Below are 21,800 nucleotides of genomic sequence, written 5' to 3' on the forward strand. Positions count from 1 at the left end.
GCTCCGACACCACGCTCCCGCTCACTCAGTTCCAGTTCAGATGGACGACGGCCACATCGTCGGCCAGGCCGCCCCGGGCCTCGGCGAGGCTCTCGGCCTTCTCGATCAGCCGGTCCACGAAGGCCTCCGCGTCCAGGGCGGCACCCTCACGGGCGAGGGCCAGCAGTCCCTCCTCGCCAAGGCGTTCCGTGCCACGGCTCACATGCCCTTCGAACAGGCCGTCGGTGAAGAGCACCACCGACGTTCCCGCCGGAACCGGCAGGTGTGCGGTCGGCCATCTCGCGCCGCCGGGGACCATGCCCAGGGCCGGTCCGCCGGGCACCTCCACCCACTCCACATCCGTTCCGGTGCGCTGGAGCAGGCCGTGATGACCGGCTCGTACGACGTGGGCCCGCTCCTCTCCCGGAACGGCGGCCAGCGTCACGAGGGTCGCGAAGACCTCGTCACGCGCCCGTTCGGCCATCAGCAGCTCCTCGAGCCGGGCCATCTGCTGCGCGCCGGTGATGCCGCTGAGGACGAGGGTGCGCCAGGCGATCCGCAGGGCGACTCCCAGGGCCGCTTCGTCCGGGCCGTGCCCGGAGACGTCCCCGATGAGGGCGTGGAGGGTGCCGTCGGCGCTCTGGACGATGTCGTAGAAGTCGCCGCCGAGCAGTGTCTGCGCGCGTCCGGGCCGGTAGCGGGCCACGACGCGGACGCCCTCGGCACGCAGGAGGGGGCGCGGCAGCAGTCCCCGTTCCAGGCGGGCGTTCTCCTGTGCCTGGAGCGCGCCGGCCTGGAGGGCCACCGCCGCCTGCTCGGTCTGCTTGCGCTGGATCGCGTAGCGCACCGCCCGCCCGAACAGCTCGGGCTCCACCCGGCCCTTGACCAGGTAGTCCTGCGCGCCGGCCGCGACCGCGGCGAGGCCGGTCTGCTCCTCGGCGAGGCCGGTGAGGACCACGATGGCTACCTGCTCGGCCAGCCCTTGGACCAGGGAAACCGCCTCAAGTCCATGAGCGTCCGGCAGGTGCAGGTCGAGCAGGACACAGTCGGGCGTCTCGGTGGCGAGCACCTCGTTGGCCTCGGTCATCGACCGCACCCAGCGCAGCCGCATCTTCACGGCGCCGTCGGCGACCAGTTCCTCCACGAGCAGCGCGTCGCCGGGATCGTCCTCCACAAGGAGAACCGACGGCTCCCAGTGCTCCCACGCCGTCTCGGCACCGGCTGCCGTCGCCGACATCAACTCGGCAGCCCCAGTCCCCGAGATCACTGCGGTCCCGACCTCCCATACGTGTCGTTTGCCTCCAGACGTTGTCCAGCACAACGATGGGAGCGTAGTCAGAGCGACGATCCGATCTTCACACGTCACGGAGAAGGTCGTTCCGACCGCGTGTACCCCCGACCGGCGTCACCATGCAGGGGCGGCTCCAGAAAACGACCTTCCGCGACACACCTTCTCCACATCCGCGGCCCTTTCCCCGGGCCTTCGGTTCCGATCGGCCTGACGGGGAACCGGGTAGGACGTCAGAAAGGAGTCGCCGTGACCACCTACGTGATCACCGTCCCCGGCACGTTCCTGCACGGGGTCCCCGACAGCGTCCGCTCCGACATCGGGCGAAGGCTCCGGCCTCAGGACCCCAGGAACACGGATCTCGGGGAGAGCGAGGAGCTGAGTGTGCTGACCGTGGAGGAGGACGGCATGTTCGCCGCCCGGGTCGAGGTCGAGGCCGCCGACCGGTCGCAGGCCGAGGCCGAAGCGGTACGGCTGGTTTCCCGGGCCCTGCGTGACAGCGGCCTGGCCGAGAAGGACTCGCCGTTGGGCCCGGCGGTCGTAACCGGCATCGACAGCGAGTTCTGAGAGCGAGTTCTGCGGCAGGCACCAAAAGCGGCCGTCCGGTTCGCGGCTTGTCCGGGGGATGGCGCCACGGAGTCCGGCGGGCGAGGATGTTCCTTCGCGAAGTGCGGTCCGCCCGCCGCGGTTCACGGCCGCTTCGGTGCCCCCCCCCCGCGGCAAGGGCGGACGACGTCGGCCGCCTGAAGGAGCCTCGGGATGGGTTCACACGCAGCGCCGCACCACCACAAGCGAATCCTGGTGATGGTCTCGAGCCTCCTCCTCGTGGGAGGCGGCCTCCTGGGCCTTCCCCGGGCCGACGGGGCACCCGCTCCGGCCGACGCCTGCCGCACCACCGCCGCGCACCTGCCCCGTGGCGACTGCGGGCCCTTCTGGCAGGTCCTCGCCGAGGACTTCAACGGCGACCGGGTGCCACCGGGTTCGTTCAGCGACTGCGAGCACGACGTCGACACCTCCGCGGCCTACTGCGGGGGCCTGAAGGGGAAGTACCGCGACAACTGGTGGGCGTATCCGACCGGTTGGCCCGACACGGCCGGCATCAGGGGGCGGGATGTGGTGGGGGTCTACCACCCGGAGGACACCGTGAGCGTCGGTCCCGCGGCGAACGGCGACGGCAGGATGTCCGTCCGGATGTGGCGCCCCGCCGACGGCGGCCCCGTGCATGCCGCGGCGGTGGTGCCGCGTGCGGTGATGCAGATGAAGTACGGCAAGTACAGCGCCCGCATCAAGGTCACGAAACTCGCGCCCGGCTACAAGTCCGCGTGGCTGCACTACGGCGGAGGCTGCGAGATGGACCACCCCGAAGGCGAGTGGACCGGCTCCCTCAGCTCCTTCCACCATCCCTGTGGTGGCGGTGAGCAGGGCTACTTCCCTGGAAGCGACGACTGGACGCGGTGGCACACCGTGTCCACCGAGTGGACTCCGGGCCACGTCCGGTTCTTCGTCGACGGCCGGCAGACGGGTCATGACACCCGTGACGTGCCGGACCGTCCCCTGTCCTGGGTGCTCCAGAACGAGAGCGCTCTGGAGGGCCCGGGGGCGGCACCGGGAAGCAGCGCGCAGCTCGACATCACGTGGGTCGCGGCATATGCGTACGGCTGGAAGTGACGGGTCGGACAGACGGGTTGATGAGTTCGTCGGTGATCCACCGGGCGACGTGGGCGGGGTAGGGCGACGGCAGGCCGAGAACTATGTGGGTGAAGCCCGCCTCGATCGCTTCGGTGATCGCGTCGCGGGTGACGCCCGGACGGTCGTAGGAGACCGGCAGGTGGATCGAGCGGGTGATCTCGGCCGGGTCGCGGCCGAGCTCCGCGCAGTAACGGTCCAGCAGGGCGCTGCGCCGGATGACGTCCGCGATGTCGCCGCCAGGGATGTTCCACAGGTCTGCGTGTTCGGCCGCAATGCGCAGGGTCGCGGACGAGCGGCCGCCGATGAGGATCGGGGGGTGGGGGCGCTGGACCGGTTTGGGGTTTCCGAAGGCTCCGGTGAGGTGGTGGTGGGTGCCGTGGTGGTCGAAGGGTTTCTCCTCGGTCCACAGTCGCTTGATCAGCGTGCAGGCTTCCGCGAGGCTGCTCACCGCTTGCGCGGAGTCGTGGAAGGGCAGGCCGTGGGCTTCGTACTCGCGCCTGGCCAGGGGGTGGTCGGGCCGGGAGCCGACGCCGATGCCGAAGTCGAGCCGGCCACCGGAGACCACGTCGACGGTTGTGGCGATCTTGGCCAGCATCGCGGGTGGCCGGAAGCGGTTGCTGGTCACCATGACGCCAAGGCGTAGGCGTCGGGTCTGGGCTGCCAGGGCCGCGAGGAGGGTCCAGCCTTCGTAGGCCGGGCCGTCGAGATCGCCACCGATCGGCATGAGGTGGTCGAAGAGCCAGGCGTGCTCGATGGCGGGGATGGTGTCCGCCTCGCGCCAGACCCGCAGGATGTCGTGGTAGTCGACCTGCATGGGGGCGGTCATGATCCCGAAGCTGGGCGGGGGTCGGTACGGCATGGGCGGTGGGTCCCTTTCGTCCTGGGGTCTCCCCCGGTGGTCAGCGGCGACGCAGTGACGGGTCGAGGAGCGCGGGCGGGGTGTCGTACTTCTCGTCCGGGGCCAGGTCGGTGCCGGGGGCGACGATCTCGTCGATCGCGTCGAGCACGTCGTCGGTCAGGACGGTGTCCGCGGCGGCGAGTTGGGCGCGCAGGTGGTCGACCGTACGGGGGCCGATGAGGGCACTGGTCACGCCGGGGTGCGCGGTCACGAAGCCGAGGGCGAGCTGGATGAGCGTGAGACCGGCCTCCTCGGCGACCGCGGCCAGCCGCTCGACGGCGTCGAGCCTGGTCCGGTTGGCGGGGATCGTGGTGTCGAATAGCGCGGGCAGGAACGCCGAGCGGTGGGTGGTGATGTCCCGGCCCGCGCGGATCGCGCCCGACAGCCAGCCCGAGGCCAGCGGGCTCCACACCAGTACGCCGAGGCCGTACTCCTGGGTGACGGGCAGGACGTGGGTCTCTATGCCGCGCTGGAGGATGGAGTAGCTGGGCTGTTCGGTGACGTAACGGCTCAGGCGGTGCTCATGGGCGGCCCACTGGGCCTGCACGATGCGGTGGGCGGGGAAGGTGGAGGAGCCGAAGTAGCGGATCTTTCCGGCGCGTTGCAGGTCGGTGAGGGCCGACAGCGTCTCCTCGTCGCCGGTGGTCGGGTCCCAGCGGTGGATCTGGTACAGGTCGACATGGTCGACGCCGAGGCGGCGCAGGCTGGCGTCCAGTTCGGTGACCAGCCAGCGGCGTGAACTGCCCTGGTGGTTGCGCTCGTTGCCGATCGGCATGCCGGCCTTGGTGGCCAGCACGATGTCGTCGCGGCGGCCGGCGACGGCCTTGCCGACCATCTCCTCCGACTCGCCGTCGCCGTACATGTCGGCGGTGTCGATGACGTTGATGCCGGCCTCGAGAGCGGCGTCGACGATCGCGGTGGCCTCGTCCTGGGTGGTGTGACCGATCGAGCCGAAGTTCATCGCGCCGAGCGCGAGGGCGCTGACCTGGACACCGGTGCGGCCCAATGTGCGGTACTGCATGAATGGTCCTCCGTGACGGGTGAAGCCGTGCGCCATGGGATGGCAGGGCATGACTTGGTCGCCGGGGCTCCGCTCTGCCATCATGGGCAAACGGAACCTCGTTCCGGAAACGATACGGAACACAGTTCCGTTTTTGCAAGGAGACGGAGGAAGCGGCACGGTGAACGACGACTCGGAGCGCGCGGCCCCACGCCGGAAAGACGCCCGGCGCAACAAGGAGACCCTGCTCGACGCGGCCGCCACGGTGTTCGTCACCAAGGGCGTGGAGGCACCGGTGCGTGACATCGCCGCCGAGGCCGGTGTCGGACTGGGCACGATCTACCGGCACTTCCCCACCCGGTCCGACCTGATCATCGCCGTCTACCGGCACCAGGTCGACGCCTGCGCCGAGGCCGGCCCCGCCCTGCTGGCGAGCAGCGCGACGGCGCATGCCGCGCTGGAGCAGTGGATCAGCCTCTTCGTCGACTTCCTGGTCACCAAGCACGGGCTCGCGGGCGTCCTGCAGTCCGACAACTCCGGCTTCGAGACGCTGCACGCCTACTTCCTGGACCGCCTCGTGCCCGTGTGCACCCAGTTGCTCGACGCCGCGGCCGCAGCCGGTGAGATCCGCTCCGGCATCGGGGCGTACGAGTTGATGCGCGGGGTCGGCAACCTCTGCATCGGTGCGGACAGCGATCCCGACTACGACGCGCGGCGGCTGGTCGGGATCCTCATTGCGGGTCTGCGTCTGCCGGGCTGACGCTCCCCGGCGGGGCGGTGAGCACGCCTCCGCCTTGAGAGACGTGGTGGTGGCCTGCCTGCGGCACCCCGTTCTTCACTTCCGCCCGTCAGCCCACATCATCCTGGCGTTCCGGAACGCATCAGTGCGGGTCCGGCAGTACCGCCCGCCCCGCCGCCCGGTGTTCCGCCGCCGCGGTCGGGTCCGTCTCGTCGAGGATCGCCGCGATGCCCTCGTGGGCCAGGGCCTCGGCGTGGCGGTGGCCCAGCTTCGGGGCCAGTTCCAGAGCCTGGTGGTGCAGCGCCAGGGCCTGGTCGGACAGGCCTGCCAGGCGGCAGGTCTCGCCGTAGGCGCTGAGGAAGTGGATCTTCCAGTGGTCCTCGAACAGTTCCTCCAGCAGCGCGAACGCCTGCCCGTGACGGGTCAGGGCTTCGTCGTAACGGCCCATCCGACGCAGCGCGACACCGAGACAGTTCAGGCACCAGGCCTCGTTGTGCTTGTGGCCGTCCTCGCGGGCCAGCGCGAGCGCCTGGTGGAGGTGGCCGACGGCCTCGTCGGGGTCCTCATGGGCGATGGCCACGCCCAGCGTGATCAGGGCCGTCAGGGTGGGCGGCCATGCTCCGTCGGCGGGTGAGGTCTCCAGCGCCGTTCGGGCCAACTGCGCCGCTTCCTCGCGGTGTCCCAGTTGCAGCAGCGCCCAGGCCTCGTACGCGGTCGCGTGGGCCGTGCCCATCGGGCTGTCGGCGTCCGCGTACAGCTTCCCCGCCAACCGGAACAAGGCCAGCGGCTCCTCGACGTATCCCTCGTCCCACGCCAAGTAGCCGCGCCGCATGGTCAGTTCGGCCTCCGCGCGGATGTCCCCAGCCTTCGACGCCAGCGGTGCCGCCGCCTCGTACGCGGCACTCGCCTCCGCCATGCGGCCCGCGTTGTAGCGGGCGAATCCCAAGTCGCTGTGTGCCTCGGCCAGTTGCAGGGGGTCACCGAGGCGTTGCGCGGCGGCCAGGGACCGTTCGAAGAGGCCGTTGAGCATCGTGGTGCCGCAGCGCCGGGCGAAGTACGCCCGCATGAAGCGCGGTAGTTCGCACAGGTGCCGGTCGGCCCCGGCGTCCTCCGCCGCCTCGAAGGCGGCCAGCAGGTTGAGGTACTCGGTGCCGAACCAGATGAGGGCCGCGATCTTGTCGTTGAACTGGGGCGGTTCGGCCGGTGGGCGGTCCACGGTGGCCTCGCGGCTCAGGGACAGGAACGGCATCGCGGCATCCGCCGCTGCCGCCGCGTGCACGTAGTAGTCGAGCACCCGGGTCAGCGCCCGGTCCCGGTCCGCCGGGGAGTCCTGCTCCATGGTGGAGTGGCGGGCGTGCTGGTGGACCAGGTCGTGCAGGCGGTAGCGGCCGGCCGCGGGCTGCTGGACGAGGTGCGCGTCCAGCAGGTCCTCCAGCATCTCGCGGGCGCTGCGCAGCGGCACGTCGGCCAGGGCGGCTGCCACGTGCTCGTCGAACGACGACCCCGGCAGCAGGCCCAGCAGACGGAACAGCCGGGCCTTGGCGCGGTCCAACTGCCGTACGGACATGGCGAACGCGGTGTCGAACTCGCTGGCTCCCTCCGCCATTCGCTCGACGAGGATGCCGACGGTCCAGCCCGGCCGGTGCCGCAGCCGGGCCGCGGCCAGCCTCAGGGCCAACGGCAGACGGCCGCACAGGCGCAGGACCTCGGCCGTGGCCTCGGGGTCACGGGCCAGGCGCCCCTCGCGGCCGTCGGCCTCGCCGCTGGCGCGGACCAGCAGCTCGGCGCTCTCCTGTTCGGTCAGCACGTCCAGCGATACCGGAGGGACCTCGTCCAGGCCGAGCAGCCGGTTGCGGCTGGTGATGAGGGCGACGGAGGGGCCGGCGCCGGGCAGCAGCGGGCGGACCTGTTCGGCGTCGGCGGCGTTGTCGAGAACCACGACAGCCCGCCGGTGGGCCAGTTCGGATCGCCAGCAGGCGGCCAGCTCCTCGACACCGCCTTCCTGCGGGACCTTCTCGGAGGGCACGTCGAGGGCGGCGAGCAGGGTGCGCAGGGCACGGTCGGGGTCGAGCGGCTTGCGGCCCTCGGTGAAGCCGTGCAGGTCCAGGTAGAGCTGGGCGTCCGGGTAGTCGGCGGTGAGCCGGTGCGCGGCGTGCACGGCCAGGCACGTCTTGCCGACGCCCGCCATGCCGTCGACGGCGATCACACGGCTGCCGCCCAGCCCGTCGAGCACGGCCGTGAGCTGGGCCTCGCGGCCGGTGAAGTCGGGCACGTCGCGCGGGAGGTCGTTACGGGGCGGGCGCGGGGCACCGGCGGGCGGCGACGGCGGGTGAACCTGGCGGCTGGTCTTCGGCGGTGCCGGCAGGGGGTTGGAGGCCCGCTCCCACAGCGGGCGCAGTGGGCGGGGGTCGCGCTGGACGAGGCGGCACAGGGCGATCACGGCGGGCCACGGCGGAACCGTCTGGCCGCTGAGGTAGCGGGACAGCGACGACGAGCTGAGACCAGCGTCCCGTGCGAGGGCCCGTACGCCCCGCTTCGACAGCTCCTGGAGCAGCCGCAGCCGGGCAGCCAGCTCCTCCTGCGGGTCTCCGCCCACCGTCCTGTCGTGCTCAACCACTGCTCCCCGCCCCCCTGTCCCGCCCCGGCCGAACTCTTCCAGGCCGGATCGTGCCTGGTCAAGGCCGTTTCAGCTGTCCCACGATGTCCCACGGCCGTCGTCCTGACAAGCCCTCTCGGCTGAGATGGAATCACGCCCCGACGGACGGGGCACAGCCCGACAGAGGAGAGATTCCTGATGCAGTCCCGTATGCAGAACCCCGCCGTCGTCCTGTCCGGCGCGATGCAGCCCATCCAGCAGCTCTTCAAGGCCGTGCACTCCGGTGGGGTGGACGGGCAGACGCTGGAGCTGGTGCATCTGCGGGTCAGCCAGATCAACGGCTGCAGCGCCTGTGTCGACGGCGGCGCCAAGACGGCCCGTAAGGCAGGAGTGAGCGACGAGCGGCTGGCCACGGTCGCCGCATGGCGGGAGGCCCCCTACTTCACCGAGGAGGAGCGGGCGGCGCTCGCGCTGGCCGAGGCGGCGACGCGTCTCGCCGACCGTCCCGACGCGGTGAGCGACGAGATCTGGGACACGGCCGCCACCTACTTCGACGAGAAGCAGCTCGCCGCGATCGTCCTGATGATCGGCGTGACGAACCTGTTCAACCGGCTCAACGCCACGACCCGGCAGATCGCCGGCGCGTGGGGGTGAACGGCGGGGCAGTCCGGCGTGAAGATGTCCCCGACCATCCGTAGACCAGGAGGAACCGTCATGGCGGCCAGTACGAGGAAGACGACCAGGAAGACCGAGACGTTCACCGATGAAGAGCGCGCCGCGATGAAAGAGCGCGCCCAGGAGGTGAAGGCGTCGGCGCGCCGCGGCTCGCGTGCCGACAAGGCGGCGGAGGACGAGGCCGCCGTGGTCGCGAAGATCGCCGAGATGGAGGACGCGGACCGGGCCATGGCCGAACGGATCCACGCCGTGGTCAAGGCGAGCGCGCCCGGCCTGGCGCCGAAGCTCTGGTACGGGATGCCCGCGTACGCCAAGGACGGCAAGGTCGTCTGTTTCTTCCAGAGCGCGCAGAAGTTCAACGCGCGGTACGCGACCTTCGGCTTCAACGACAAGGCGAACCTCGACGAGGGCACGATGTGGCCGACCGCCTTCGCGCTCACGAAGCTGACCGCGGCCGACGAGGCGCGGATCGGGGAACTCGTGAAGAGGGCGGCGGGCTGAGGCGCCCCGGGGCTGCGAGCAGGAAGAGGTGCACAAGGTGGAGCCGACGAACAGCCGACGGTCTCAAGGGCTGTTCGTCGGCCTGTGTACGGTGGACGTCATTCAGCTTGTGGACCACGTGCCGGGCTCCAACGAGAAACTGACGGCTCGTGAGCAGGTGGTGGCCGCGGGCGGTCCGGCCGCGAACGCGGCCGTGACCTTCAGCCATCTGGGTGGCGGGGCCAGGCTGCTCACCGGGATCGGTTCCCATCCGCTGGGAGCCGCGGCAGCGGCGGATCTGCGGAAGCTGGGGGTGAGCGTGTCGGACCTGGCCGCCGATTCGGCCGACCCGCCCGCCGTGTCGTCCATTCTGGTCACCGAGTCGAGCGGGGACCGCGCCGTGGCGTCGACCAACGCGACCGGCTCCCGGCTCACGCCGCCCGCCGATCTCGACGCGCTGGTGGCTGCCTGCGACATCGTCGAGTTCGACGGCCACCACATGGAGCTGGCGACGACGATCGCCCACGCCGCGCGTGCCGCCGGCCGGAGGACCGTTCTGGACGGGGGAAGTTGGAAGGCCGGTACGGAGGAGCTGCTGGCGTCGATCGACGTGGCCGTCTGCTCGGACGACTTCCGGCCTCCCGGCACGCACACCCCGGCGGACGTCCTGCGGTTCCTGAGGGAACACGGGGTTGTCTGGTCAGCGGTGAGTCGAGGAGCGCGGCCCATCGAGTGGGTGAGCCCCGAAGGGGGTGGCACCGTGGACGTACCTGCGGTCCGGGTCGCGGACACACTGGGCGCCGGTGACGTCCTCCACGGGGCGCTCACCCATCACCTCGCCGCTCAGGGGGACTTGACCCCGTACGGCTTCGGCGAAGCCCTGCGCGCCGCGGCGGCGGTGGCCGCACGGGCGTGTGCCTCGTTCGGCACCCGGGCCTGGATGCATGGGCAATGAGGAACATCGGATCTATCCCGTTCCATTGACGCACAGCAACCCCATCTCTATGTTGCAACGCGGGATAGCTCCGATGATTCACCCTTGCTGAGCCCGCTTGGAGGCACCGTGTCCAGCTCCTCCGCGCCCGATCCGTCCAGACGCGCCGTGCTCGCCACCGGGTCCGCCCTCGGCGGCACACTCCTGGCGTCGGGTCTGCCTCTCACGCAGGCGACAGCGGCCGACCGCACCGAGACCGCACCGCCGGCCGGCGGCGACCCCTGGCGCACCGTTCTCGACGACGCCGACCTCGTCTGGCAGCGGATGCCGACCGCCTGGTACGAAGGCCCGTTCCTCGGGAACGGCCTCCTCGGTTCCGGGATCTACGCCGAACCGGGAGCCGCCTCGACGGCGGTGCGCTTCAACATCCAGCACTCCGAAGTGCAGGACCACCGCCCCGAGTTCGGTTCACTCTTCGGGCTCGCCCGGCTGCCGATCGGGTACTTCACACTGGAGCCGGTGGGCGCGATCACCGGGCTCGACTGGCGGCTGTCGCTGCAGGACGCCGAGTTGACCGGCACGCTCACCACCGACAAGGGCACCTTGGCCGTGCGCGCCCTGATCCACAACGACCGCTCGGTCCTGGCCGTGGAGGTGACCGCGAGCGAGGGCGAGCGCGGTTTCCGGTGGGTGTTCCATCCGGCGGACGCGATCAGTCCGCGGGCCGCCTTCAAGCCGCTGCCGGACGGCTACCAGGGCAATCCGCCCGCCCAGGTCGCCGACCACGACGGGATCACCGCCGCCGTGCAGCCGCTGCTGGCGGGCGGGCAGCACGTCACCGCGTGGCGGGAGCGGACCAGGGGCCGGACCCGGACGCTGTACGCACACGTCGCGCACTCGTACCCCGGGACCACGGCTCTGGGCCGGGCCCTCACAGCGGTCCGCCGGACGGCACAACTCCCCTACTCCGCCCTGGCGGTGGACCACCGCGCGTGGTGGCACGCCTACTACCGCAAGAGTTTCCTGTCCCTCCCCGACGCCCGTATCCAGCGCTTCTACTGGATCCAGCTCTACAAGGCCGCCTCCGCCGCCCGCCGTGACGCCCCCGTGATGGCGACGAGCGGTCCCTGGCTGGAGCCCACGCCCTGGCCCAACACCTGGTGGAACCTGAACGCCCAACTGGAGTACTGGCTCATCCACGGCTCCAACCATCTCGAACTGGACGCCATCACCCGGGCGTTGAGCGAGTTCCGGGACAACCTCGCCCAGGAGACACCGACGCCGTACCGCGCCGACTCGCTGGGCATCCCGCGCACCACCGATCCCCAGCTGGTCAACGGCGCGGCCAGCACTCTCATGGGCTACGGCGTCGGCGTCCCCGGCCAGGACCCTCCCACCCCCGAAGTCGGCAATCTGACCTGGGCGTTGCACAACGTCTGGCTCAGCTACCGGCACACGATGGACAGGTCGATCCTCCAGGACGTCCTGTTCCCCCTGCTGCGCAAGGCGATCAACTACTACCTGCATTTCCTCGAGCCCGGCCCGGACGGCAAGCTGCACCTGCCCGCCACCTTCTCCCCGGAGTACGGCGGCGACTCGCGTGACTGCAACTACGACCTGATGCTCCTGACCTGGGGCTGCCGAACCCTTCTGGACTCCGCCGAACTCCTCGGTATCGACGACCCGTTGGCGCCCCGCTGGCGTGAGGTGCTGGCGAAAAGGGTGCCGTATCCGACGGACGCCAACGGCTTCATGATCGGCGCGGACATCCCCTTCGCGAAGTCGCACCGCCACTACTCCCACCTGCTCGCGGTCTATCCGCTGTACGAGGTCACCGGCCGTACGCCCGACGAACGCGCCCTGATCGAGCGGTCGTTGGCGCACTGGGTGGGCTTCGAAGGAGCCCTCCAGGGCTACACCTTCACCGGCGCCGCCTCCATGTCGGCGCTGCTCGGCAAGGGCGAGGACGCGCTGGAGTACCTCGGCGAGCTGATGACCCGATTCATCCAGCCCAACACCATGTACCAGGAGTCCGGGCCGGTCATCGAGACACCGCTGTCGGCGGCACAGTCACTGCACGACATGGTGTGCCAGTCGTGGGGCGGTGTCATCAGGGTGTTTCCCGCGCTGCCCGCCGCCTGGGCGGACCTGGTCGTGCACGACTTCCGTACGCAGGGCGCCTTCCTGCTCGGCGCGCGGCGTGAGAACGGCGCCACGCGCTGGGTGCGGCTGGTGAGCGAGGCGGGTGCACCCTGCGTCGTACGGCACGGGATCGCGGGTGCCGTCGACATACGCGACGGACGGGGACGCCCCCTCCATCACGTCGACGTCGGCGACGGTGCCGTCCAAATCACCCTGCGCAAGGGCGAGTCGGCGCTCATCACCGCCAAGGGCGACCGTCCCGACCTGACGGTCGCGCCCGTGCGTCCGAACGAGGACGCGCCCCGCTGGGGGCTGCCCCGCATCTGACGGTTCTCACCGTCGGCGGCTGCCCACGGACCAGCCGCTTCCGATACCGGCCACGTGCAGGGCGAGCACCATGAGACCGAGCAGCATGATGTTCGTCGAGCTGAAGGTGTCGTTGGTCGAGATGTCCGCAGCGTTGATCAGAAAGGAGATGAAGAACAGGACCGCGGAGATGATGGCGAGCATGGTGCCCATCCCTTCGATTGTCTGAGGTAGTCACGCTGGGTACAACCCGGATGCCCCCAACTCCCGGGTACATGTGGGGAAAACGTAACGTTCGACCAGTCGGACATCGTTCGAAACCTCTTGACGTCCCCGTAGGACGCGATTGACACTCTCGCAACACGACGTCACACAGCCGAAACGGCAGGGTGCCCCCGCCGAGGCCCCGCCACGCCTCAGCAGGGAACCCCACATGACGTACTTCGCACGTCCGCGCACCCGCGCGAGACGCCGGGCAGGCCACCTCGCCGGTCTGACCGCCGCGTCACTGCTCCTGGGCCTCGCCGCACCCATGGTCCCCGCCCAGGCGGCGGACACCGCGGATGTCACCGACGGACTGGCCCTCTGGTACAAGCTGGACGGCGCCTCGGGCAGTACCGTCGCCGACGTTTCCGGCAACGGCCGCGACGGCACGGTGAACGGAACCGCCGACTGGTCGGACCCCGCGCAGGGGCTCGCCTTCAACGGCTCCGACACCTCCATCAAGGTGCCGGACGACGTCATGAAAGGCATGGACTCGATCACCGTCTCCACGGACGTGCTGATCGACTCCGCACAGACCACGCCGTACTTCGTCTACGGCTTCGGCAACTCCAGTGGCGGCAACGGCAACGGGTACCTGTTCGCCACCGGCAACTCCCTGCGCACCTCGATCGCGACCGGGAACTGGTCGACGGAGCAGACCACGAAGCCCTCCGACTCGCACAACCTCACCCGCGCGGTGTGGAAGCAGCTCACCTACACCCAGAGCGGCAAGACCGGTGTCCTGTACGAGGACGGTGTCGAGGTCGGCCGCAACACGGCGGTCACCATCACGCCGGGCGCCATCGGTTCGGGAACCACCACCGCCAACTACATCGGCAAGTCGGTCTACTCCGGCGACAAGCTCTTCAAGGGCCGGATCCGTGACTTCCGGGTGTACGACCGGGCCCTCGCGGCCTCCGAGGTCGAGCAGCTCTCGCTCCCCGTCGCCGTCCAGGGTGTCTCCGACGACAAGGCCGCGCTGAGCCTCGGCGACACCAGCGCCGTCACGGCCGACCTGGACCTGCCGAAGACCGGCACGGCCGGCGGGTCCACCATCACCTGGGCCACCGACAACACGGATGTGGTGAGCGGCTCCGGCAAGGTGACCCGCCCCGCCGCCGGTGAACCGGACGGCCGCGCCACGCTCACGGCGACCCTGAAGAAGGGCACCGCGACCGACACCAAGAGCTTCGACGTCACGGTCCTGCCCGATTTCGACGACGCCACGGCCACCGAGCGGGCCGCCCAGTCGCTCACCGTGCACAACCTCGACGACGTACGCGGAAACCTGACCCTCCCGGCAGCGGGCGACTACGGCACCACCGTCTCCTGGTCCTCTGCCGACGAGAAGGTCATCGAGGACGACGGCGTGGTCCACCGCCCCGCGCACGGCGACGGCTCCACCACGGTCGCGCTGACCGCCACCGTCACCAAGGGCGAGGCGAAGGCGACCCGCACCTTCACCGCGAAGGTTCCCGAACTCCCCGCGAACGAAGCCCTCAAGGGCTACATGTTCAGCTACTTCACGGGAGAGGGCACCTCGGACGGCGAGCAGCTCTACTCCGCCCTGAGTAAGGGCAACAACCCTTTGAAATGGCGGGAGTTGAACGACGGCAAGCCGGTCCTGACCTCCACGCTCGGCGAGAAGGGCCTGCGCGACCCGTTCATCATCCGCTCCCCCGAGGGCGACAAGTTCTACCAGATCGCCACCGACCTCAGGATCTACGGCAACGGTGACTGGGACGCCGCCCAGCGCTCCGGCAGCAAGTCCATCATGATCTGGGAGTCCACCGACCTGGTCCACTGGACGAACCAGCGGCTGATCAGGATCTCTCCGGACAGCGCGGGCAACACCTGGGCGCCGGAGGCGTTCTACGACGCGAAGCTCGGCGAGTACGTGGTCTTCTGGGCGTCGAAGCTGTACGACAACGAAGCGCACTCCGGCGACGCGTACAACCGCATGATGTACGCGACCACCCGCGACTTCTACACGTTCAGCGAGCCCAAGGTCTGGATCGACCGCGGCTACTCGGTCATCGACTCCACGATGATCCAGAACAACGGCACCTACTACCGTCTGTCGAAGGACGAGCGGAACAACAGCTCCTCCACGCCCAACAGCAAGTTCATCTTCGAGGAGAAGAGCGACTCGATCCTGAACCCGTCCTGGACCGCGGTCGCGGAGGGCATCGGAAAGGGCGCGATGAACGCCGCCGAGGGGCCCTTGGTGTTCAAGTCGAACACCGAGGAGAAGTGGTACGCGTTCCTCGACGAGTTCGGCGGGCGCGGCTACATCCCCTTCGAGACGACCGATCTCGACTCCGGCGACTGGACCCCGGTCGCCGACTACGACCTTCCGGCCAAGCCGCGCCACGGCACCGTCCTGCCCGTCACGCAGGCGGAGTACGACCGGCTGCTGCGTGCCTACCAGCCCGACCAACTCGTCCAGAGCGTCGAGGCCGTGAAGGTGAAGACACGGACCGGCCAGGCGCCGGTCCTGCCGGCCACCGTGATCGCGAAGTACGCGGACGGCGTCGACCGGCCCGTCGCCGTCACCTGGGAGGACGTCCCGGCGTCGAAGTACGCGCAGGCCGGCACCTTCACGGTCACCGGCAGCCTGCCCGACGGCGCCGCGATCCCCGTCCAGGCCGAGGTGACCGTGTCCGAGGAGGGACCCGACGTCCCGGCCGACCTTCTTCTGCACTACGGCTTCGACGAGACCGGCGGCAACATCACGGTCGACTCCAGCGGGCACGGCTACCACGGCACCTATGTCGGTACCCCCGGCTTCGGCACGGGCGTGCGGGGCGGCTCCTTCAAGATGTCGGGAGACGCGACGGGTTCGCCGTACGTCAAGATCCCGAGCGGTGTGCTGAAGAACGCCGACAGCGTGACCGTGTCGACGTACGCCAAGTGGAAGGGGGGCAACAGCTTCCAGTGGCTGTTCGGGCTCGGTCCGGACAGCGACAGGTACCTCTTCGCCACCCCCTCCAACGGCGGCAACAGCCTCTACTCGGCGATCACCAAGGCGAGTTGGTCGGCGGAGTCGAAGCTGACGGCCGGCTCGCAGCTCAAGCCCGGCGAGTGGCAGCACGTCACGGTCACCCTCGACGGGGCGAGCGGCACGATGGTCCTCTACGTCGACGGCGTCGAGGCGGCCCGCACGACGACCACCATCAAGCCGTCCGAGCTGTACGACGCGAACAAGGACTACAGCGGCTACATCGGCAAGTCCCTGTACGCGGCCGACCCGTACTTCGGCGGCGAGGTCGACGACTTCCGCATCTACGACCGGGCCCTTTCGGCCGCGGAGGTCATGGAGCTCAGCGGCAACACCGCGGGCATCGCCAAGGCCACGCACCCGGCGCTGAAGGTCGACGCCATCGTCGACAACGCGGACGGCAAGGTCACGCTGCCGATGCGGGAGGGCACCGATCTCACCGCGCTGGCACCGGAGTTCACCCTCGCCCACGGAGCGGCGATCAGCCCCGCCTCCGGCAGCGTGCAGGACTTCAGCAAGCCGGTGACGTACGAAGTCACCGGGTCCGACGGCCAGAAGCGCACCTGGACGGTGTCGGCGCTCATCATGAGGAGCCCGGTTCTGCCGGGGCTCAACGCCGACCCCAACATCGTGCGGTTCGGCGACACCTTCTACATCTATCCGACGACCGACGGCTTCGAGGGCTGGAGCGGCACGCAGTTCAAGGCGTACTCCTCCACCGACCTGGTCCACTGGAAGGACCACGGCGTCATCCTGGACCTCGGTCCGGACATCTCGTGGGCGGACAGCAGGGCCTGGGCGCCGACGATCGCCGAGAAGGACGGGAAGTACTACTTCTACTTCTGCGCCGACGCCAACATCGGTGTCGCGGTGTCCGACTCGCCGACCGGTCCCTTCAAGGACGCACTGGGCCGACCGCTGCTCAAGGCGGGCCAGTTCAGCGGCCAGATGATCGACCCGGCCGTGTTCACCGACGACGACGGTCAGTCGTACCTCTACTGGGGCAACGGGCACGCCTACGTGGCGCCGCTGAACGACGACATGACGTCCGTCGACCTCACGAAGATGAAGGACATCACGCCCAGCGGCTACAACGAGGGCTCCTTCGTCATCAAGCGCAAGGGCACCTACTACCTCACATGGTCGGAGAACGACACCCGCGACGAGAACTACCGTGTCGCCTACGCCACCGGCCCCTCCCCCACCGGCCCCTGGACGAAGCGGGGCGTGATCCTGGAGAAGGACCTCTCGCTCGGCATCAAGGGCCCCGGTCACCATTCGGTGGTCCAGGTGCCGGGCACCGACGACTGGTACATCGCCTATCACCGGTTCGCCATCCCCGGGGGTGACGGGATGCACCGCGAAACGACCGTCGACAAGCTGGAGTTCGACTCCGACGGCCTGATCAAGAAGGTCGTGCCCACGCTGACGAGCATCGACCCGGTGAGCATCGTGCACACCGGCGAGGACGTCGGCGGGACGGAGGGCGACGCGATCGCGCTGCACGGCACGATCTCCGGTGCGGGCAGCCCGAAGTGGACCCTTGAGGAGGGGGCTCCCTGCTCCTTCGCCGACCCCGGCTCGGCCGCGACGACGCTCACCTGCACCGACAACGGCACCTACACGGTCACCCTCACGGGCGGGCGCAGCAAGGACACGGCGACGGTCGAGGTGGCCAACGCGGCGCCTGCCGTCGTCTCCGCCACAGGTCCGCAGTCCCCCGTGCCGGTCGGCAAGCGCACAGTCGTCACGGCCGAGTTCACCGACCCGGGCACGAGTGACACCCACACGTGCGTGGTCGACTGGAAGGACGGGAGCGCGCCGCAGTCCGGCACGGTCACCGCGTCCGGCTGCCGCGCCGAACACCCTTACACCCAGGCAGGAATCCGCCGTCCGGTGATCACCGTCACCGACGACGACGGCGCCTCGGACAGCAGGACGCTTCCCGAGCTGATCGTCTACGACCGCTCCGCCGGTCCGGCGCTCGGCACCGGAGTCCTCGGCTCCCCGGCCGGCGCCTACCCCGCCAAGCCGGACCTGACGGGCAAGGCCGCCTTCTCCTTCGCCGCGGCCTACCTGCCGGGAGCCTCGGCACCCGTCGGCGAGGCCTCCTTCGACTTCGGCCCGGCCCGGCTGAAGTTCCGTTCGACCGGCTCCGACTGGCTCGTGGTCACCGGCTCCCGGGCCGTCTACCAGGGGTCGGGCACGGTCGAGGGTAAGAGCGGATACGGCTTCCGGATCACCGCCACCGACGCCCCGGACACCTTCCACCTCAGGATCTTCAAGAAGTCCGGCGGTGAGGTCGTCTACGACAACGTCACCGGATCGAAGATCACCGGCGTCATCGCCGTCGGCTGGAACCGCCGGTAAACCCAGTACCGCCTCCTCGCCGAGCCCCGCCGACAGACACCACGTCGGCGGGGCTCGGCGTTGGCATCTGTTCACGGACATGGCCCATTAACCGCTGCGCAACCTCTTTCGCGCGGAAGAACCTCGTGGCATGCTCACCGCCCAACGCAGTTATGAACGTCGTTCACATCCATGAAAAGCGCATGGGAAGGGCGAACGGACATGAGCAATGCGCACACGAGCCCCACGGGTCCTCGAAATGTCATGGGCATGACCAGGCGAACGCTGCTGGGAAGCGCGGTCGCCGTGGCAGCCGGAGCCGTCACCGCGCCGCCCGCACAAGCGGCCGAAGTCCCGGCGCTGTGGCGGGAGTTCAGCCGCACTCCTCTCACTCATCCGCAGATCCCGTACGTCGGCCGCGCCGGGTGCCACGGCGGGGCGACACGCTTTCCGCGCCACCGAGTAGTCGCCGACGTACGCGACTTCGGCGCCGTGGCGGACGGGACGACCGACTCCGCGCCCGCGATCAACCGTGCCATCGCCGCTGCCGGAAGGGCCGGCGGTGGCATGGTCACCATCCCGCCGGGCACGTTCCGCATCGACGACGTGATCCGCGTGGACCGCTCGAACGTGGTGCTCAAGGGCGCCGGCAGCGGTCGTACGACGTTGTACGCGACGAAGAACCTCACCGAGCTGATCGGGACCTACGGCTCCCGCTACGGAGGGGACAAGTCGTCCTGGTCATGGGCGGGCGGGCTGATCTGGCTGGCGCCCGGGGCCCGTTGGGATTCGCTCGTCGCCGCGATCAGGGCCAAGGCGTGGCCCTTCGAGGGCTGGACCGGCAACCGGCGCGACGAGTGGCGGACGCTCACCGAGCTCGCCCCGGCACGACAGGGCTCCTGGACGGTGACAGCCGCCGACACCCGCTCGCTGCGGCCCGGTGCCCTGGTCCTCCTCCGGCTCGCGGACGACGCGGACCACACCCTGCTGGAGCACATGTGCGGCGGCGGGCCCGGCCCCGAGGACTACGTCTGGGACGACAAGACCAAGCTGACGTCGTACGTGCCCTACGAGTGGCCCGTCCGCATCGCCCGCGTCCACGGCCGGAAGGTCACCCTCGAACGCCCGCTCCCGCTCGACCTGCGCCCCGAGTGGTCCCCACAACTGTCCACACACGTGCCGGAGTTGAGCGGATCGGGCGTCGAGTGCCTGACCCTGGAGGCGCCCGAGACCCCGCAGCAGCCGCACCTGCTGGACAAGGGGCACAACGGCGTCGTGCTGCAGTGCGCGTACGACTGCTGGGTGGACGACGTGACGGTCCGTCATGTCGACAACGGCTTCGGTCTGGTGGCCGCCTCCGCCTGTACTCTGCGCCGGACGCGCGTGGCCGGCCGCGGCTCCCATCACCCCTACTTCTGCCGCGAGGGGTCGCACGACAACCTCGTCGAGGACTTCACGATCGAGGAGCGCACCAGCCCCGCGCCCACCGGCACCCAGCTGCACGGCATCAACGTCGAGGGACTGTCGTCGTACAACGTCTGGTCGCGCGGCGACATGCGGATGGGCACCTTCGACAGCCATCGCGGCCTGCCCTTCGCCAATGTCCGCACCGACATCACCCTGAACAACAACGGTCGCCACGGAGGTGACGCGAGCGCGGGACCCCTCTTCGGCGCCCGGTTCACGCACTGGAACATCCGCGTCACCAACGGCCGCGCGGGGCTGGTGAAGATCGACGGTCTGGCGCCGCACTCCGCGACCGTCGGCATCGACGAGGTCAGGGAGTTCGACCAGATCGACGTCCCCGACTTCACGGGCGATCTGCACACGCGCCTTGAGCTGTACGGCAGTTCGGAGGCGGTGCGGCCACGGAACCTGTACGAGGCCCAGCGCCGGATGAACGGTGTGGGCCGATGAGCGGGCGGTCCCGCTGGTGGATCGTCCTTCCGACGGCCCTGGCCGCGCTCACCACAGGGCTCTGCGCACCGGTCGCGGCACAGGCCGCGCCCCCGCCGCACACCACGGTCCTGGACGGCACCCGTCTGCAGCAGACGAAAGCCCGGCTCGATCATGGCGATCCGCAACTCCGGAGCGCGGTGCGGGCGTTGACGGTCCGCACCGACAAGTGGCTGGACCAGGGCCCCTGGACCGTCGTCGACAAGCCCAGGCCGGCTCCCGGCGGCGACGTCCACGACTACCTCAGCCAGGCCCCGTACTGGTGGCCCTCCCAGACCCCCACCGCCGACAACCCATGGGGCTGCCCGTACGTCCAGCGTGACGGCGAGCGCAATCCCGAGGTCGACTCCGGCACCGACCGTCAGGACGTCGAGAAGGTCTTCGACTCGGCGTACGACCTCTCCCTCGCCTGGTACTACACCGGCGAGAAGCGGTACGCACGCAAGGCCGGGCAGGTGCTGCGCACCTGGTTCCTCGACCCGGCCACGAGGATGAACCCCCATCTGGACCACGCGCAGTTCATCCCCTGCAAGTACGACGGACGGGCCATCGGCATCATCGACTTCTCCCAGTCGTACACCAGCGTCCTCGACGCGCTCGCCCTGCTGGACACCGGTGCTCCGGGCTGGAGCAGAAAGGACCGCACCGAAATGAGGGAGTGGAACACCGACTTCCTCGGCTGGCTCAAGGACAGTGACTTCGGCAAGCAGGAGGCGGCCGCCGCCAACAACCACGGCACTTTCTACGACATGCTGCTCGCCGGTCTCGCCCACGCGACCGGCGACAAGGCCCTGGCCCGCCGTACGGTCCTGGACGCCCGCGGCAAGCGCATCGCGCCGCAGATCGCGGCCGACGGCAGCCAGCCCCAGGAGCTGACCCGCACCCGGAGCTGGCACTACTCGACCTTCGACCTGGTCGCCTACACCCGGCTGGCGGCCATAGGCCGGCATGTCGGGGTCGATCTGTGGGCGTACCGAGGCCCGGACGGGCAGAGCCTGTTCAAGGCGGTCGACTATCTGCTGCCCGCCGCGACCGCAGCCGCCGCGTGGCCCCATCCGGAGCTTGAGTTTCTCAGGTACGCGGCGACCGACGTCGTGCACGCGGCCGCCGACGCGGGCTACACACGGGCGCGCAGGGCTGTCCCGTCGCTGGAGGCGCCGCCGGGCGGCGACCTGTGGGCTCTGCGTCCGGCGGCGGAACAGCTGGACTCCATCGCGGGGTGAGGGCCCACGTCAGGCTGCTGCGGCGCCCGGTAGTCCCACACGGGACGTGGTCCGGGCCGAGCGCCCGCACCTCGAAGTGGGCGAGTCCGCGGGCGGTGGGGGTGAAGCACCATGTCCGGGCCGATCGGTGCGCCGCCGGATCGGTCAGGGTGCCCAGGCGCGGATGAAGCGCACGAGCGGGTTGTAGCGCTGGATGAGGGGGTCGGCCGTCTGGACGACTCCCGTCCGCCAGGTGTCGTCGCCGGTCAGCCGCCAGGCCCGGCCCCATGACACAGGGGGCA

Annotated in this window: 16 protein-coding genes; 10 read left to right on the forward strand and 6 right to left on the reverse strand. The window is 69.9% G+C overall.

The window, feature by feature from the left end:
* Positions 1-25 precede the first annotated feature (25 nt).
* Positions 26-1,216 (reverse strand): PP2C family protein-serine/threonine phosphatase, encoded by a 1,191-nt coding sequence (locus RNB18_RS28725; protein ID WP_311717040.1) that lies wholly within the window; start codon positions 1,214-1,216, stop codon positions 26-28.
* A 300-nt stretch (positions 1,217-1,516) separates the two neighbouring features.
* On the opposite strand from RNB18_RS28725, the gene RNB18_RS28730 reads away from it, so the two are divergent.
* The gene (locus RNB18_RS28730) at positions 1,517-1,834 is read left to right on the forward strand and encodes a hypothetical protein (RefSeq protein WP_311717002.1); all 318 of its coding nucleotides are present in this window, start codon (positions 1,517-1,519) and stop codon (positions 1,832-1,834) included.
* Positions 1,835-2,026: 192 nt separating this feature from the next.
* A complete protein-coding gene (locus RNB18_RS28735) occupies positions 2,027-2,935 on the forward strand; it encodes a glycoside hydrolase family 16 protein (protein ID WP_311717003.1) in 909 nt (302 codons plus the stop codon).
* Here the strand turns inward: RNB18_RS28735 and RNB18_RS28740 are convergent.
* A complete protein-coding gene (locus RNB18_RS28740) occupies positions 2,898-3,815 on the reverse strand; it encodes an LLM class flavin-dependent oxidoreductase (protein ID WP_311717004.1) in 918 nt (305 codons plus the stop codon). The genes RNB18_RS28735 and RNB18_RS28740 overlap by 38 nt on opposite strands.
* Before the next feature lie 40 nt (positions 3,816-3,855).
* On the reverse strand, positions 3,856-4,875 hold the full coding sequence (locus RNB18_RS28745; protein WP_311717005.1) for an aldo/keto reductase: 1,020 nt from the start codon (positions 4,873-4,875) through the stop codon (positions 3,856-3,858).
* Positions 4,876-4,957: 82 nt separating this feature from the next.
* On the opposite strand from RNB18_RS28745, the gene RNB18_RS28750 reads away from it, so the two are divergent.
* Entirely contained in the window at positions 4,958-5,614 is a 657-nt protein-coding gene (locus RNB18_RS28750; RefSeq protein ID WP_394817682.1) for a TetR/AcrR family transcriptional regulator, read from the forward strand.
* A gap of 121 nt (positions 5,615-5,735) precedes the next feature.
* On the opposite strand, the gene RNB18_RS28755 is transcribed toward RNB18_RS28750, so the two are convergent.
* Positions 5,736-8,210 carry a tetratricopeptide repeat protein gene (locus RNB18_RS28755; RefSeq protein WP_311717007.1) on the reverse strand — a complete coding sequence of 825 codons (2,475 nt, stop codon included), beginning with the start codon at positions 8,208-8,210 and terminating at the stop codon, positions 5,736-5,738.
* Between the two features lie 177 nt (positions 8,211-8,387).
* Here RNB18_RS28755 and RNB18_RS28760 point away from each other — a divergent pair, with 177 nt between their 5' ends.
* From RNB18_RS28760 to RNB18_RS28775, 4 genes are all read left to right on the forward strand, one after another.
* Positions 8,388-8,843 carry a carboxymuconolactone decarboxylase family protein gene (locus RNB18_RS28760; RefSeq protein ID WP_311717008.1) on the forward strand — a complete coding sequence of 152 codons (456 nt, stop codon included), beginning with the start codon at positions 8,388-8,390 and terminating at the stop codon, positions 8,841-8,843.
* Between the two features lie 60 nt (positions 8,844-8,903).
* Positions 8,904-9,365 (forward strand): iron chaperone, encoded by a 462-nt coding sequence (locus RNB18_RS28765; protein WP_057614052.1) that lies wholly within the window; start codon positions 8,904-8,906, stop codon positions 9,363-9,365.
* 28 nt (positions 9,366-9,393) lie between these two features.
* Positions 9,394-10,299 carry a PfkB family carbohydrate kinase gene (locus RNB18_RS28770; RefSeq protein ID WP_311717010.1) on the forward strand — a complete coding sequence of 302 codons (906 nt, stop codon included), beginning with the start codon at positions 9,394-9,396 and terminating at the stop codon, positions 10,297-10,299.
* A gap of 108 nt (positions 10,300-10,407) precedes the next feature.
* On the forward strand, positions 10,408-12,747 hold the full coding sequence (locus RNB18_RS28775; RefSeq protein WP_311717011.1) for a glycosyl hydrolase family 95 catalytic domain-containing protein: 2,340 nt from the start codon (positions 10,408-10,410) through the stop codon (positions 12,745-12,747).
* A gap of 6 nt (positions 12,748-12,753) precedes the next feature.
* Here RNB18_RS28775 and RNB18_RS28780 read toward each other — a convergent pair whose 3' ends face one another.
* Positions 12,754-12,939, reverse strand: a complete 186-nt coding sequence (locus RNB18_RS28780) for a hypothetical protein (RefSeq protein ID WP_311717045.1) — start codon at positions 12,937-12,939, stop codon at positions 12,754-12,756.
* 220 nt (positions 12,940-13,159) lie between these two features.
* Between RNB18_RS28780 and RNB18_RS28785 the strand changes: the two genes are divergently transcribed.
* The 3 genes from RNB18_RS28785 (at position 13,160) to RNB18_RS28795 (ending at position 21,519) form a co-directional block, all read left to right on the forward strand.
* Complete coding sequence (locus tag RNB18_RS28785; RefSeq protein ID WP_311717012.1) at positions 13,160-18,361, forward strand: family 43 glycosylhydrolase; 5,202 nt, start codon at positions 13,160-13,162, stop codon at positions 18,359-18,361.
* 243 nt (positions 18,362-18,604) lie between these two features.
* Positions 18,605-20,257 carry a glycosyl hydrolase family 28-related protein gene (locus RNB18_RS28790; protein WP_311717041.1) on the forward strand — a complete coding sequence of 551 codons (1,653 nt, stop codon included), beginning with the start codon at positions 18,605-18,607 and terminating at the stop codon, positions 20,255-20,257.
* A complete protein-coding gene (locus RNB18_RS28795) occupies positions 20,254-21,519 on the forward strand; it encodes an alginate lyase family protein (protein WP_311717013.1) in 1,266 nt (421 codons plus the stop codon). The genes RNB18_RS28790 and RNB18_RS28795 overlap by 4 nt, the downstream gene beginning before the upstream one ends.
* A 144-nt stretch (positions 21,520-21,663) precedes the next feature.
* Here the strand turns inward: RNB18_RS28795 and RNB18_RS28800 are convergent, their stop codons facing one another.
* The gene (locus RNB18_RS28800; protein ID WP_311717014.1) at positions 21,664-21,792 is read right to left on the reverse strand and encodes a hypothetical protein; all 129 of its coding nucleotides are present in this window, start codon (positions 21,790-21,792) and stop codon (positions 21,664-21,666) included.
* Positions 21,793-21,800: the final 8 nt, after the last annotated feature.

The sequence above is a fragment of the Streptomyces doebereineriae genome, assembly GCF_031845645.1.
In the GTDB taxonomy this organism is placed as follows: domain Bacteria; phylum Actinomycetota; class Actinomycetes; order Streptomycetales; family Streptomycetaceae; genus Streptomyces; species Streptomyces canus.